Raw genomic sequence first — 14,306 nt, 5'->3', positions numbered from 1 at the left:
GATCCCATGGCGGGGCCGGCGCGGACAGCATCCGCCCCGGCCCCGTTTTCATTCTGACTGCCCCCCATTCCTCGCCATGACCATGCCAAGCGGCCTTGCCGCACCAGACAACGATGCCCCGGTGAGCCCCCTGGCCTGGCTGACGCTTGCCTCGCTGCTCGTTGCCGGCCTGGCCTGGCACTGGTTCAGCAGCTACGCGGTACCGCAATGCGACGACCGCGAAACGCTGGCCGCCGTGACGGCGGCCAGGATCGGCCTGCACGATATCAAACAGGCCGGCTATGCCTGGTCGCAAAAAACCCGTGGCTGCCTGGCCACCGTCAACTCGCATGGCAAATCGATGCAATACGCGTATACCGTGTCTCGCGTCGAAGGTCGCCGCAAGAGCCGTATCGTCTATGACGATGCGCGGCCGGAGCTGATACAGGCGCGCTTCGGCAAGATCGCGTGGAACGGCGACTTCGTGCAGCAGGCGGAGCCGATCGGACGCGAAGTACTGTTGCAGGCGATGCTGGCAGGCATGGATGGCTTTCGCGGCAAACCGCTGCTGTTCCCGGACCTGGGCATGCTGCTGTCGCCGCAGCATTACCGCGAAATTGCCGATGTCGAAGCGGTCGCGCCATGCCGCGAGCTAAGACCCGGCATCCAGTCCTGCCGGCTGCTGGTCGAGCGTAACGATATCGCGCGCATGGCGCCAACCACCGTGTGGAGCCTCTCCGTGCTGCAGCAAGGCGACTTTACCTTCCAGCGCAGCAAGGATGGCAAGAACTGGTCGGTAACACCGCAGTTCAGAATGGAGCTGGATCAGGCGCAACTTCAATAGTGCGCTGGGGAAACGAGATTGCATTGTAAAATTTATCATCTTTATTCTTGATAAACCCACTCCCAATGACAAGCAATCCACCTGTGTCCACGCATACTTCCGTCGAGGCGCTGCATGTGCTGAAGCTGCTCACGCGCCGCCAGCGCGAGCAGGCGCTTGCGCATCCCGACTTGCCGCAGCTCGCCGTCGGAACGCCGCTGCCCGACACCTTGATGTGGTTGTACCGGCGCCAGATCGTTACGTCCGAGGATGTGAGCAGCCTGTTGTTGAGCTTGGAGCGCCACTTCACCGGCGACGAGCTGGCACTGCGTTTGTCGATATTGCAGCAGCTGGTGGAGGTGCTCAATCGCGAATCGCTCGATCACCTGCGTGACGAAACGCTGCTCACGCAGGAGCAGTACCAGCGGGCGCTGGCACACCTGCCCGGCGACGTCTTGCTGCCCACGCCGGGCGAGGTGCTGAACTGGATGCTGCATGTGGAACTGCTGCAGCGCGCAGAGTTCAAGTCCATGGCCCAGCGCATCGCGTCCGCCGGCAGCGATGACGCAAAGCGCGCGGTCCAGCATGCGCAAGGACGCCAGGAGGAACATAAGAAGGCGGTACGCGGCGTGATCCTCGGCAGCCTGTTTCCCGGTTCGCGCCTGACCTGGGTAATCGTCGCGCCGCTGGCGCTGGCCGGCATGGTCTGGTACCTGGTTGGTGGCAATTCCGTGCCCGAGTGCGACTCCAGCAACACGATCGCCACCGTGACACGCATGCTCAACAAGGCAGCGCCGGAAGGCGTGGGCAAGGCAAGCCTGCACGACGTGAAAGAAGCCGGTTACGCCTCGTCACATAATATCCGGGGCTGCCTGGCCACGATCGAGCTCGATGGCGAGAAGATGGACTATGCCTATACCGTCGCGCGCGACGACAGCGGCAGCAAGAGCCGCATCAGCTATGTTGGCGCGCAGCCAATGCTGGTCCAGGCGCGCTTTGGCACCATCGAGGATGGCGACTTTGCCCAGCAAGCCAAGCCCCTGGGACGCGAGGTGCTGGAAAAGGCTTTCCGCGACGGCATGGCTGGTGCGCGCATCACGCCCCAGCCACGGCAAGCGTTTTCGTTGACGCAATCGATGGAGCGCACGCGCGAAATCGCCGAAATCGAACCGCTGGCGCCATGCAAGGAAATCTCGCCGGGCGTCTATTCCTGCCGCCTGCTGATCGAACGCAATGACCCCGTGCTGAGCATGCTCAACGGCGGATCGGCGGTCATGCTGGAAGGCGACTTCACCTTCCAGCGCAGCAGCGCAGAAAGCGCCGGCAATGGCTGGTCGGTGACGCCGCAATTTGCCGGCGAACTGCGCCAAGCCAAAGTAAAAATCTAAGTCCATGCATATCGAACCGCCCCACGCATCGCTGGGCCAGCCACACCAGCTTGAACTGGACGAGGCCAACTCGGAACGCGAGGCCGACGCCTTGTACCAGCTCGATTTGCTGAACCAGGTCCAGCGCGATGCCGCGCTCGAAGTGCGCGTGCGTGAGCATGGCAGCGAACTGGCGCGCGACATCATGGAAGCATCCAGGCTGCGCCATGGTCACGACCGCATCCCGTACCAGCGCCCACCGGCCTGGAAAGGCGCGCTGATCGTGCTGGGGCTGATCCTGGTAATGTCCGTCGTGTACGGCTGGTTTAGCGGAGGCCTGCAGCCATGAGCACCGATCCGCGCCTGCTGCCGCTGGCAGAACTGCTGCGCCTCGGCCTGATCACCAGCGACGAATACGACGATACGCTGGCCGAGCTGGAAATCATCGAGCTGCAGCGCGCGCACAATGCCGCCGAAGACATTGATGTGCCGGAACTGGCAATGAATGCCGACCAGATCGCGACGCTGGCCTGGCTGCTGCGCGCCGAACTGGTGCCCGAGGAGCGTTTTTTCAGGATGCTGCGCAAGCTGCCCGCCGATGAACCACGCCGGCAACTGGCCAGCGCCGCGCTGCAGCAGGTGAACCGGCAGGCGGTTGACGCGCTGTACCAGCAAAACCTGATCAACGCGTGGCAGCGCGACGCCGCCCACGACAGCCTGCCAGCCGAGCATCTGGCCGCCACGCCCGTCGCGGCCCTGCGCCACATGCTGAGACAGGGCACGCTATCGCCGCTGCAATACAAGGAGCTGCAAGCGCGCACACGCGCGAACGGCTCGCCACTGGCGCGCGTGATCGTCGATGCCGCCGGCAAACCGCCGGCCCGGTATGGCCGGCGCGCCGCGCGCCCGCTCAACGTCCTGATGATCGTGCTGATGCTGGTGCTGCTGATGCTCGTGGCGATTGTGGGACCGTCGTGGTTCAAGCGCGAACAGCCGACGCCTGTGGCACCGCTGGCGCAGCCGGTCGACACGGTGGAACGCGACGACCTGCGGCAGCGCGCGGCGCAAGCACTCGACGCCGCCCGCCAACCGGGCCACGACAGCGTGCAATATGATGTCCAGGTGGTGCAGGACAAGCCGCCTCGGTAAAGCAGGGCCGGCGACAGCATCGCCGGTTTTGCTATCACAAAAATCCGTTACAGGGTACAATCCGTCCTTACTTTTTTATTTCGGCCTCGTCGGCCCACGCGATGTCGTCAACTCCCTCTCCTTCGGCCGTCAAGGCCTATTTGCTCGATTTGCAAAACCGTATCGTGCAGGCGCTCGAAGCGCAGGACGGCAAACCCTTCCTGACCGATGCCTGGCAGCGCCCTGAGGGCGGCGGCGGCATTTCGCGGCTGATCGAGGAAGGCAATGTGTTCGAGCGTGGCGGCGTGAATTTTTCACACGTCACCGGCGCCGCATTGCCGCCATCGGCCGCGGCCGCGCGCCCTGAACTCGGTGGCAAGGCGTGGGAAGCGATGGGCGTGTCGCTGGTGCTGCATCCGCGTAATCCGTATGCGCCCACGGTGCACATGAATGTACGGTTCTTCACCACCGTGAATGCCGATGGCGCACCCGTATGGTGGTTCGGCGGCGGCATGGACCTGACGCCGTATTATGGCGACGCGGACGACGTGAAGCACTTTCACCAGGTGTGCCATGATGCGCTGGCGCCGTTTGGCGACGAGCTGCATCCGAAGTTCAAGCAGTGGTGCGACGATTATTTCTACCTGAAGCACCGGCGCGAAGCGCGCGGCGCCGGTGGCATATTCTTCGACGACTTCAACGCCCTGGGCTTTGACGACAGCTTTGCCATGATGCGCAGCGCCGGCGACGCCTTCATCGACGCGTATGTACCGATCCTGGCGCGCCGCAAGGATACGCCCTACGGCGAACGCGAACGCGATTTCCAGTGCTACCGGCGTGGACGCTATGTCGAGTTCAACCTGGTGTTCGACCGCGGCACCCTGTTCGGCCTGCAGTCGGGCGGCCGCACCGAGGCGATCCTGATGTCGATGCCGCCCGTGGTCAAGTGGCGCTACGACTGGCACCCGGAAGCGGGCAGTCCCGAAGCGGCGTTGTATACTGACTTCCTCGTGCATCGCGACTGGCTGCAGGCGTGAACGAAAGTAGTATGGCGTGCGTGGCGCTGCTGGGCGGCAGCTACGATCCGGTGCATATGGGCCATGTCGCGCTGGGCACGCATTTTTCCAGCCTGCTGCACGCCGATGAACTGCGCGTGATCCCGGCCGGCGCGCCCTGGCAAAAAAGCAAGCTGGGCGCCAGCGGCCAGCAGCGCGCCGAGATGGCCGGCCTGGCGTTTGCCGGCCTGCCGCTGCTGGTGGTGATCGACCGCCAGGAAATCGAGCGCAGCGAACTTGGCCAGGCCAGCTACACCATCGATACCTTGCGCCAGGTACGCGCCGAGCTGGGTGCGCGCGCTTCCATCGTTTTTTTGATGGGCGCCGACCAGCTGCAGCGGCTCGCGACATGGCGCGAATGGCAGCAATTATTTGAATACGCGCATATCTGCGTCGCGGCCCGCCCCGGCTTCGCGCTGAATGACACAGCAGTGCCGCAAGTGGTCGCCGACGAGTTTTCGCGCCGCCTGGGGTCACTGGACAGCATCCGCAACACGCCGCACGGTCTGACTTATCTGGCACAGGACTTCGCGGTGGATATCTCCGCCACCGAAATACGTGCGGCATTACAACGGGGGAATCGGGCAAACTCGCTTGTTTCCCCGCTAGTGCTAGACTATATTGAACAACATAATTTATACAAAAGCTAAATGGACATCAAAAAACTGCAAACCCTCGTCGTTGACGCCCTTGAAGACGTCAAAGGCCAAGACATCGCCGTCTTCGAAACGAGTCACCTGACCAGCCTGTTCGACCGCATCGCGATCGTTTCCGGTACCTCGAACCGTCAAACCAAGGCGCTGGCCGCCTCGGTACGCAACAAGGTCAAGGACGCCGGCGGCGACATCATCGGCATGGAAGGCGAGGACACCGGTGAATGGGTGCTGGTCGATCTGGGCGACATGATCGTCCACATCATGCAAGCACCTATCCGCGCCTACTACCGCCTGGAAGAAATCTGGGGCGACACCCCGATCAAACTGGGCGCCGCCAAGCGCGCGCCGAAAAAAGCGGCCGGCGACGAGCCGAAAAAGGTCAGCGGCCATCTGGCAGCGAGCAAGGCCAATGTGGAAGCTTCGCCCGTGATCGAGAAAAAGACACCGGCCAAGAAAGCCACGGCAGCCACCGCCGCCAAGAAAGCCCCGGCAAAGAAAGCCACCGCCTCCAAAGCCGTCGGCAAGACCGTGAAAGTCGCGCCAACCAAGACCGAAGCGGCTGCCGTCAAAGCACTGAAAGCGCTGCCAGAGAAAAAAGTGCGCGCCCCACGCGCGGCCAAGCCGGCAGCCGATGCTGCACCGGCAAAAACCGTGATCAAGCGTATCAAAAAAGTCGAAGCGTAAGCCTCGATGCAGCTCATCATCGCTGCGGTCGGCCATAAAATGCCGGCCTGGATAGAGACGGGCTTCGCGGAATACGCGAAGCGCATGCCGCCGGAATTGCGCATCGTGCTGAAAGAAATCAAGCCGGTGGAGCGTTCCGGCAGCAAGACCGCCGCCACGGCGATGGCGCTGGAACGCGAACGCATCGAAGCCGTCCTGCCCAAGGGCGTGCGCATCATCGCCCTCGACGAACGCGGCAAGGATCTGACCAGTGTCGGTCTGTCGCAGCAGTTGATGACGTGGCAGCAGGATGGCCGCGACACCGCCTTTCTGATCGGCGGCGCCGACGGCCTCGATCCGCAACTCAAGGCACGTGCCGAAGGCATGCTGCGCATTTCCAGCATGACCCTGCCGCACGGCGTGGTGCGCGTGATCCTCGCCGAGCAGCTCTATCGGGCCTGGTCGATCACGCAAAACCACCCCTATCACCGCGTCTGAACTCCCCCATGAAAACGGCTGATCACAAGATCTACCTCGCCTCCAAAAGCCCGCGCCGGCGCGAACTGCTGCGCCAGATCGGCATCGATTTCGAATTGCTGCTGCTGCGCAGCGACGGCCCGCGCGGCGCCGACGTCACCGAGGAAGTCCTCCCCGGCGAATCGGCGCTCGACTATGTCGCCCGCGTATCGAATGAAAAGGCCGCCTTCGCCTGGGATCTGGTGCGCCGCCGCCACCTGACCCCGCGCCCCGTGCTGGCAGCCGACACCACCGTCACCATCGACGGCATCATCCTCGGCAAACCGGTCGACCGGGCGGAAGCGGTGGCCATGCTGCAGCAGCTGTCTGGCCGCACGCACGAGGTGCTCACCTCGATCGCCGTGCACTACAAGGATTTCGCCGAACAGCGCACGCAGGTGTCGCAAGTGCGCTTCGGCGTGCTCTCGCCCGCCTCAATCGCCGCCTACTGCGCCACGCCCGAGCCGTACGACAAGGCCGGCGCCTACGGCATCCAGGGCAGCGCCGCGCTGTTCGTCGAGCACATCGAAGGCAGCCACTCCGGCATCATGGGCCTGCCCCTGTACGAGACGGCGCAATTGCTGCGTGAAGCAGGTTTGCCCCTGCCCTGATCCCGAGTATGATGTCATTCGTTGCCTCCACTCCCGCGCCCCCATGAACGAAGACATCCTGATCAATATCACGCCGCAAGAAACGCGCGTCGCCCTCATCCTGCAGGGCGCCGTGCAGGAATTGCACATCGAGCGCACGCTCACGCGCGGCCTGGCCGGCAATGTGTATTCCGGCAAGGTGGTGCGGGTATTGCCGGGCATGCAATCGGCCTTCATCGACATCGGCCTGGAACGCGCCGCCTTCCTGCACGTGGCCGACATCTGGGAAGCGCGCGGCCACGACGGCCAGAATGCCACGCCCGCTCCCATAGAAAAAATCCTCTTCGACGGCCAGGTGCTGACGGTGCAGGTGATCAAGGACCCGATCGGCACGAAAGGCGCGCGCCTGTCGACGCAGATTTCCATCGCCGGGCGCATGCTGGTGTACCTGCCGCAAGACAAGCACATCGGCATTTCGCAGAAAATCGAAAAGGAAGCGGAACGCGAGCAGTTGCGCGTGCGCCTGCAAAGCCTGCTGCCGCCCGACGAAAAGGGCGGCTACATCGTGCGCACCATGGCCGAGGACGCTTCCGACGCGGACCTGAAGGCGGACGTCGACTACCTGCGCAAAACCTGGAGCACCATCACGCACGGCGCGCGCACGCGTCCCGCCACCAGCCTGCTGCACCAGGATTTGAGCCTGGCGCAGCGCGTGCTGCGCGACTTCGTCGGCGATGAAACGGCCACCATCCAGGTCGACTCGCGCGAAAACTACGTGAAATTGCGCGAATTTGCTGAAATCTACACGCCCAGCGAACTGACGCGCCTGCAGCACTACACGGGCGAGCGCCCATTGTTCGACCTGTATGGCGTGGAAGAGGAAATCTTGCGCGCGCTGGGCCGCCGGGTCGACCTGAAATCGGGCGGCTACCTGATCGTCGACCAGACGGAAGCGATGACCACCATCGACGTCAACACGGGCGGCTTTGTGGGCGGGCGCAATTTCGCCGACACGATCTTCAAGACCAACCTGGAAGCGGCGCACGCCATCGCCCGCCAGCTGCGCCTGCGCAACCTGGGCGGCATCATCATCCTCGACTTCATCGACATGGACAACGCCGAGCACCGCAACGCCGTGCTGGCCGAACTCAAACGCACCTTGTCACGCGACCGCACCAAGGTTTCGGTGAGCAATTTCTCGCCGCTGGGCCTGGTGGAAATGACGCGCAAGCGCACGCGCGAATCGCTGGCCCACATCCTGTGCGAACCATGCCCCGCCTGCGCCGGCAAGGGCCAGGTGAAAACCTCGCGCACCATCTGCTATGAAATCCTGCGCGAACTGCTGCGCGAAGCAAAACAGTTCAATCCGCGCGAATTCCGCATCCTCGCCTCGCAGGAAGTCGTGGATCTGTTCCTGGAAGAGGAATCGCAGCACCTGGCCATGCTCGGTGACTTCATCGGCAAGAAAATCTCGCTGCAGGTGGAGAACGCCTACCATCAGGAGCAGTACGACGTGATTTTGATGTAGTCATGCCGGGCACCACCGCCTTCTGGCGCGACCCGGCTCTGCCCCACGTGGAAAGCCGGCGCGCCTGCCACAGCCGGGCGTGCTACAAACCGCACAGCCATCCCACGTTTTCCATCGGCGCCGTCGATGCGGGTGGCAGCATCTTTACGGGCAGCCAGGATGGCCAGGCCGTGCTCGGCAATGGCAGCCTGGTGCTGGTGCCGGCCAGCTGCGTGCACGCCTGCAATCCCCTGCCTGGCGCCCTGTGGAGCTACCAGATGCTGCATCTTGATGCGCACTGGCTGCAAGCGCACGCGCCGGCGCTCGATGGCGACACGGCGCGCGTGCTGCATTGCCCTGTGCTGTACGCGCAGTTTTGCGCCATGAATGCGCTGCTGTTTTCAAGGGCCAGCGCGGCGGAGAAAAATGCGGCACTGCTGGTGTTCCTCGGCGCCTGCGCCAGCGCCGGTGCGGATCCGCTGCCGTCTGAACGCAAGCCGCTACCGCGGCAGCTGGCGCCCGTGCTCGAAACGCTGCAGGCGCAGCCCTCGGCCAGCCTGCGGCAACTGGCGCAAGCGGCAGGCCTGAGTCCTTTCCAATTGATCCGCGCCTTTCGCGCCGCCACAGGCCTGACGCCGCATGCCTACCAGTTGAACGCGCACGTGAACCGCGCGCGCAGCCGCTTGCAGGCTGGGACGGCTTTGGCGCAGCTGGCGCATGAACTGGGCTTTGCGGACCAGAGCCATTTTCAGCGCGTGTTCAAAGCCCATACAGGCATCACGCCGGGACGCTACCGCTAAGCTGCAATTTTCTTCAATACAGGCCGCCGCCTGCCCCTGCATACTCGCGCTTCGCCATTGCCGGAGCCGAACCCCATGCAGGATTTCCTCTTCATCGCCGCTGCCCACTTTCTGTCCCTGCTGTCGCCCGGCCCCGATTTTTTCCTGATCGCGCGCACTTCGCTGGCCCACGGCTGGCGCGGCGCCGCCGGCACATGCGTGGGCATTACCGTGGCCAATGCCGTGTTTATCGTGGCGGCGTTTGGCGGACTGTCGGTGCTAAAGGCGGACAGTATGGCATTCATGGTGGTGCGGCTGGCGGGATGCGCCTATCTGCTGTACCTGGGCTGGCTATTCCTGCGCCATGCGGGCAAGAGCAGCCTGGAAGCCGCGCCCGCCAGCGGCAAGGCGCGCTGGCGCGGCGGTGTCGCGATGGGGTTTGTCTCCGCCATCCTGAATCCGAAGAATGCGCTGTTCTATGTCAGCCTGGCCACCGTGCTGGCTGCCAGGCAGACGAGCCCCGCCGCGATGGCGGCGTATGGCGCGTGGATGGTCTTTGCCGTGCTGGCGTGGGATATGGCCGTGGCGCTGGCCATCGGCAGCAGCGCCCTGCGGCAACGCTTTGCCCGCGCGCTGCCGTCGCTGGAACGGCTGTCGGGCGTGATGCTGATCGTGCTGGCGGTCGTGTTACTGATTCAAGCTGGCAATGGATCCAGGTAAAACACGGCATACACTTTCAAGGGCGTCGTTTCCGTCGCTTTTTCCGAGCGCACGACGGAGCAGTCGTCGGCGGCCAGGCTGCGCCAGTTCTGGATGCCCGCCTTGGCGAACATGGCGTGCGCGGGAGCATTCGCGGCCAGGTCCAGCACCAGGCAGGCGTTGCGCGGGCCGGCGCCATAGTTGACGGCGCGGATCTCGATGCCGAAGGTCGTCATCCACGGTTCCCACAATCCCTTTTCCTTGCCGGCCGCCATGCGCTCGAGCATCTCGCCAAACGTCAGGCCTTTCTTGACGGTGCTGCGCAGGGCCTCCAGCGACGGCGCCAGGCGCGGATCGGGCTGCTTGTTGCCGGCGCGGATCTCGGCGATCGCCTTCAGTTCCTTGATGATGGCCGCATCGCGCTCCGTGTAGTCGCGCATGCGCGCGTAAAACTCGGCGTCGAGGAAGGGATTGACGGTCAGCTTGGCGACGCCCTCTTCGCGGCGTTTCGGGGAAGGCGTGTTGGTTTTGGTCATGGCGATAGAGGGGCAAAATACGTTGAGGGGCGCCAGTGTACCACCTTGCAGCGACGCGGCCCCAGGCGCGGCCTCAGCCCCGGGGGGCGGCCGTCGATTCGCGCACCACCAGTTCAGGTTTCAGGCGCACGTCCAGCACGGGGGAATCGGGCGAGTCGATGGTTTGCAGGATCAACCGGGCCGCTTCCGTGCCGATGCCGTGGTGGCGGATGCGGATGGTGGTCAGCGGCGGACGGATCATGTCCATGTAGGGCATGTCGTTGTGGCCCACCACGGAAATATCTTCGGGACAACTCAATCCCAGTTCACGGATGGCGTCGTAGCAGCCGAGGGCCACCAGGTCGCTGCCCGTCACCACGGCCGTCGTCCGCGGCGACTGACGCAGCAGTTCCAGCAGGGCCGCCTTGCCGCATTCGCGCGAATAGCCGCTGCTTTCAAAGACAAACGCTTGCGAGGGATCGAGTTCGCTGGCCTGGATGGCGGCCAGGAAACCGAGGCGGCGCACGTGGCCGGTGGACAGGTTTTCCGGGCCGGCGATGTGCGCGATATGGCGGTGGCCCAGCGCCAGCAAGTGCTCCACGGCCAGGCGCATGCCCACCACGTCGTCGCTGACGACGCAGGAAGCGACGCCCGTCTCGTCGCTGCGGTTGACGGTAACCACGGGCACGTTCTGGTCGATGCACATCTTGATGACGGGATCGTCGCGGCGCGCCGTGGCCAGGATCAGGCCGTCAACCTGCTGCCCCAGCAGGCGGTTGATGACGAACAGCTGCTCTTGCTCGTCGGCGCCCACATTGGCGACGATGGCCAGGTAGCCATGCTTGCGCAAGCCTTCCTCGATGCCCAGCAGAATCGGCGGGAACACCGCGTTGGTAATGTCGGGCAGAACCACGCCGATGATGCGCGACTTGCGCGTGACGAGGGTGGAGGCGGCACGGTTGGGCCGGTAGCCGAGGCGGCCCGCTTCGGCCAGCACGCGCGCGGCCACCTCGGCGCTGACCATTTGCCGCGTTGCCGGGTTCATCACGCGCGAGACGGTGGAAAAGTGCACGCCGCTGGCCCGCGCGACGTCGCTTAAGGTGGGGTTCTTGTTTGTCATGGGCTTCCCGGATCGCAATAGCGTGATTTTATCGTAAAAATTCCGCTTCCCGTCAAAAACCGAGCAAACGCTTGCATTAGAATAAAGGGGCTACCCAAAGCGGTTTTGGTACTCTTAAGCACAATCCAGCCTTGACAGCGTGCAAACGCTTGCATACCATGGCTCGGACTTACCACTCGGGCCATGCATGCCCTTCCCAGAATTCCTATGTCTACTTCCCACAGCAAGCACGCCGAACAGAACGGCGAAACCTTCAACCTGAAAGAAGCCGCCCTCGCCTATCACGCCGAACCTCGGGCAGGCAAGATTTCCGTCACGCCAACCAAACCGCTGGGCGACGCCCGCGCGCTGACCCTGGCGTACTCGCCGGGCGTGGCCTTCGCCTGCGAAGCCATCGTCGAAGATCCGCGCACGGCCGGCATCTACACGTCGCGCAGCAACCTGGTGGCCGTGATCACCAATGGCACGGCCGTGCTGGGCCTGGGCGATATCGGTCCGCTGGCCAGCAAACCGGTGATGGAAGGCAAGGCTTGCCTGTTCAAGCAGTTCGCCGACGTCGATGTATTCGACATCGAACTGGCCGAGAACGATCCCGACCTGTTCATCGACACCGTGGTGCGCATGGAGCCGACCTTCGGCGGCATCAACCTGGAAGACATCAAGGCGCCCGACTGCTTCTACATCGAGCAGCAATTGCGCAAGCGCATGAACATTCCCGTCTTCCACGACGACCAGCATGGCACGGCCATCATCGTCGCGGCCGGCATCCTGAACGGCCTGGAACTGGTGGGCAAGGATATCGGCAACGTCAAGGTGGCCGTCTCGGGCGCGGGCGCGGCGTCGATCGCCTGCCTGGACCTGCTCGTTTCGCTGGGCCTGAACAAATCCTTGCTGAAGGTATGCGACAGCCAGGGCGTGATCTACCCGGGCCGCGATGCCAGCATGGAAGAGAACAAGGCGCGCTACGCGAACGACACGAGCGACCGCGACCTGGCCGATGCCATGGTCGGCGCCGACATCTTCATCGGCGTCTCGAAGGGCGGCGTGGTCAGCGCGCAGATGGTCGAATCGATGGCCGCCAAGCCATTGATCTTCGCCCTGGCCAATCCGCATCCGGAAATCGCCCCGGAAAAAGTGCACGCCGTGCGCGACGACGCCATCGTGGCCACGGGCCGCTCGGACTACCCGAACCAGATCAACAACGTGCTGTGCTTCCCGTACATCTTCCGTGGCGCGCTCGACGTGGGCGCCACCACCATCAATGAAGAGATGAAACTGGCCTGCGTGCGCGCCATCGCCGCGCTGGCCAAGGAGCCGTTGCCGGGGCACGAAAGCAGCGCCTTGAGCCCGCTGCAACTGATCCCGTCGCCGTTCGACGAGCGTCTGCGCAGCTGGGTCGCGCCTGCCGTGTCGCAAGCGGCCATCGCCACTGGCGTCGCCACCCGCGTGCCGGCCAGCGCCTGAGACGCATGACAGGCCTTGCGGCCTTGGCAAAATAACAGCAAGTTACCATTGCTTACAAAAAAACCATGGCTAAAAACCATGGTTTTTTCTATTTCCCCCTTGATATCGCCAATATAGTTGCCGAAGGGCAAATCCCCACGGACATTTTTGTTGCCACCTTCGATTACAATGACGCCTACTTTATGTTGCTACAGTTGCCATAATGGCGACGACGTGCGTTACCAAGGATATTCATGCTCGGCTTGACTTCTGTTTGTGTTTTTCTCTTTTCAGCATTGGCGCTGGCTATCAACAGCGGGTATTCCCTTGGCGCGCTGGTGCTGCTGCTGGCCAGCAGCTGGCTGCTATGGAAACGCCCCCGCCTGAACCTGCAACGGCGAGATTACCTGCTATTGAGCACGTTGCTGCTGTACTTTTTCGTTTACACCGCAAATATGCTGTACCACGCGGATCCAACACGCGAACTCGACATGCCATTGCGCGCGCTGCTGGCCGTACCCGTCCTGCTGTTGCTGCTGGCATATCCACCCCGGCCAGAGGCTTGGTGGAGCGGCCTGGCCATCGGTGCCATCAGTGGTGCGGCTCTGGCTTTCTGGCAATTTCTTGTACTCGATATTTACCGCCCGCAAGCGGCAACCAGCAATGCCATCCACTATGGCAATGTCAGCATGCTGCTTGGCATGCTAGCCCTATGTGGCCTGGGGTGGGCACGAGAGCAGAGCTTCCGCCTGGCATGGAGCCTGCTCCTGCTGGCAGGCGGCCTGTCCGGCATTCTGGGGTCCTTCATCAGCGGTAGCCGCAGCGGTTGGCTGGTGTTACCCGTCTGTGGCTGCCTTTTTGCATACCATTATTCGAAGGGCCGCGGCACACGCCATCTGGCCACTCTGCTCGGCGCACTGCTGGCGGCGTGCATACTTGCCTACACACTTCCCAACTCCCGCGTGCCCCAGCGCGTGGCGGTGGCTGTCAATGACATCAAACAGTTCCAGGACAGCGATAATGTGACCACGTCCGTTGGCCAGCGCATGGAAATGTGGCGCACAGCATGGACCTTATCAAGTAACCATATCTGGCTCGGCATGGGCCGCGATGGTTATTTGGCCGCAAAGCAACAGATGGCAGATGAAGGCAAAATGGATAAAATCATCAAACACTATACCAACGCCCACAACGACTACCTCGATGCCCTGGTTAAACGCGGCATTATCGGTGTCTTGGCCTTGCTGGCACTCTTCCTCGTTCCATTGGCCATGTTTGCCCGCGCCCTGCGCCGCAGTGCCCCCGCAACCCAACCCTATGCGCTGTCCGGCGTGGTGCTATGCACCTGCTATATGATTTTTGGCCTGACGACGAGCTCGCTCACCCTGAATATCGGCATCATCATGCTGGTCTTCCCGATGGTGATACTGTGGGCCATGTTGCGTCAGCAAGAACGCATTGCCTGA

15 protein-coding genes and 1 pseudogene are annotated in these 14,306 nt (G+C 63.1%); 14 read left to right on the top strand and 2 right to left on the bottom strand.

The features are described 5' to 3' along the window. Positions 1-76 precede the first annotated feature (76 nt). The 12 genes from ACPJXG_RS04720 to ACPJXG_RS04665 all read left to right on the top strand — a co-directional run bounded on the left by ACPJXG_RS04720 (position 77) and on the right by ACPJXG_RS04665 (position 9,783). Positions 77-823: a hypothetical protein gene (locus tag ACPJXG_RS04720; RefSeq protein WP_425253564.1), complete on the top strand. Its 747-nt coding sequence runs from the start codon at positions 77-79 to the stop codon at positions 821-823. 83 nt (positions 824-906) lie between these two features. Continuing rightward, positions 907-2,190 carry a hypothetical protein gene (locus ACPJXG_RS04715; protein WP_425253563.1) on the top strand — a complete coding sequence of 428 codons (1,284 nt, stop codon included), beginning with the start codon at positions 907-909 and terminating at the stop codon, positions 2,188-2,190. Between the two features lie 4 nt (positions 2,191-2,194). After that, positions 2,195-2,518: a hypothetical protein gene (locus tag ACPJXG_RS04710; protein WP_425253562.1), complete on the top strand. Its 324-nt coding sequence runs from the start codon at positions 2,195-2,197 to the stop codon at positions 2,516-2,518. After that, a complete protein-coding gene (locus ACPJXG_RS04705) occupies positions 2,515-3,318 on the top strand; it encodes a hypothetical protein (protein ID WP_425253561.1) in 804 nt (267 codons plus the stop codon). Before ACPJXG_RS04710 ends, ACPJXG_RS04705 begins: the two co-directional genes overlap by 4 nt. A gap of 101 nt (positions 3,319-3,419) precedes the next feature. After that, positions 3,420-4,334 (top strand): oxygen-dependent coproporphyrinogen oxidase, encoded by a 915-nt coding sequence (gene hemF, locus ACPJXG_RS04700; protein WP_035821786.1) that lies wholly within the window; start codon positions 3,420-3,422, stop codon positions 4,332-4,334. 11 nt (positions 4,335-4,345) lie between these two features. Beyond that, positions 4,346-5,002, top strand: a complete 657-nt coding sequence (nadD, locus tag ACPJXG_RS04695; RefSeq protein ID WP_425254717.1) for a nicotinate-nucleotide adenylyltransferase — start codon at positions 4,346-4,348, stop codon at positions 5,000-5,002. Further along, positions 5,003-5,692, top strand: a complete 690-nt coding sequence (gene rsfS, locus ACPJXG_RS04690) for a ribosome silencing factor (RefSeq protein WP_176387587.1) — start codon at positions 5,003-5,005, stop codon at positions 5,690-5,692. A 6-nt stretch (positions 5,693-5,698) separates the two neighbouring features. Continuing rightward, positions 5,699-6,169 (top strand): 23S rRNA (pseudouridine(1915)-N(3))-methyltransferase RlmH, encoded by a 471-nt coding sequence (rlmH, locus tag ACPJXG_RS04685; protein ID WP_035821794.1) that lies wholly within the window; start codon positions 5,699-5,701, stop codon positions 6,167-6,169. Between the two features lie 8 nt (positions 6,170-6,177). After that, positions 6,178-6,798, top strand: a complete 621-nt coding sequence (locus tag ACPJXG_RS04680) for a Maf family protein (protein ID WP_425253560.1) — start codon at positions 6,178-6,180, stop codon at positions 6,796-6,798. Between the two features lie 43 nt (positions 6,799-6,841). Next, positions 6,842-8,305, top strand: coding sequence for a ribonuclease G (gene rng / locus ACPJXG_RS04675; RefSeq protein ID WP_034747098.1), 1,464 nt, complete (start codon positions 6,842-6,844; stop codon positions 8,303-8,305). A 2-nt stretch (positions 8,306-8,307) separates the two neighbouring features. Continuing rightward, complete coding sequence (locus tag ACPJXG_RS04670; protein WP_278316910.1) at positions 8,308-9,084, top strand: AraC family transcriptional regulator; 777 nt, start codon at positions 8,308-8,310, stop codon at positions 9,082-9,084. Positions 9,085-9,159: 75 nt separating this feature from the next. Continuing rightward, a complete protein-coding gene (locus ACPJXG_RS04665; RefSeq protein ID WP_425253559.1) occupies positions 9,160-9,783 on the top strand; it encodes a LysE family translocator in 624 nt (207 codons plus the stop codon). Here the strand turns inward: ACPJXG_RS04665 and ACPJXG_RS04660 are convergent. Together ACPJXG_RS04660 and ACPJXG_RS04655 are read right to left on the bottom strand one after the other, a co-directional pair. Further along, positions 9,759-10,298, bottom strand: coding sequence for a hypothetical protein (locus tag ACPJXG_RS04660; protein WP_176387572.1), 540 nt, complete (start codon positions 10,296-10,298; stop codon positions 9,759-9,761). The genes ACPJXG_RS04665 and ACPJXG_RS04660 overlap by 25 nt on opposite strands. A gap of 73 nt (positions 10,299-10,371) precedes the next feature. Next, positions 10,372-11,397 (bottom strand): LacI family DNA-binding transcriptional regulator, encoded by a 1,026-nt coding sequence (locus ACPJXG_RS04655; protein ID WP_425253558.1) that lies wholly within the window; start codon positions 11,395-11,397, stop codon positions 10,372-10,374. A 207-nt stretch (positions 11,398-11,604) separates the two neighbouring features. Here ACPJXG_RS04655 and ACPJXG_RS04650 point away from each other — a divergent pair. Further along, positions 11,605-12,843: pseudogene (locus tag ACPJXG_RS04650) on the top strand (malic enzyme-like NAD(P)-binding protein); the annotation flags it as partial. Between the two features lie 251 nt (positions 12,844-13,094). After that, positions 13,095-14,306 (top strand): O-antigen ligase family protein, encoded by a 1,212-nt coding sequence (locus tag ACPJXG_RS04645; RefSeq protein WP_425253557.1) that lies wholly within the window; start codon positions 13,095-13,097, stop codon positions 14,304-14,306.

The organism is Janthinobacterium sp. NFX145 (genome assembly GCF_049810325.1).
In the GTDB taxonomy this organism is placed as follows: domain Bacteria; phylum Pseudomonadota; class Gammaproteobacteria; order Burkholderiales; family Burkholderiaceae_D; genus Janthinobacterium; species Janthinobacterium rivuli.
Note: the sequence above shows the minus strand (reverse complement) of the source record. Positions and strands in the feature narration are given on the sequence as shown.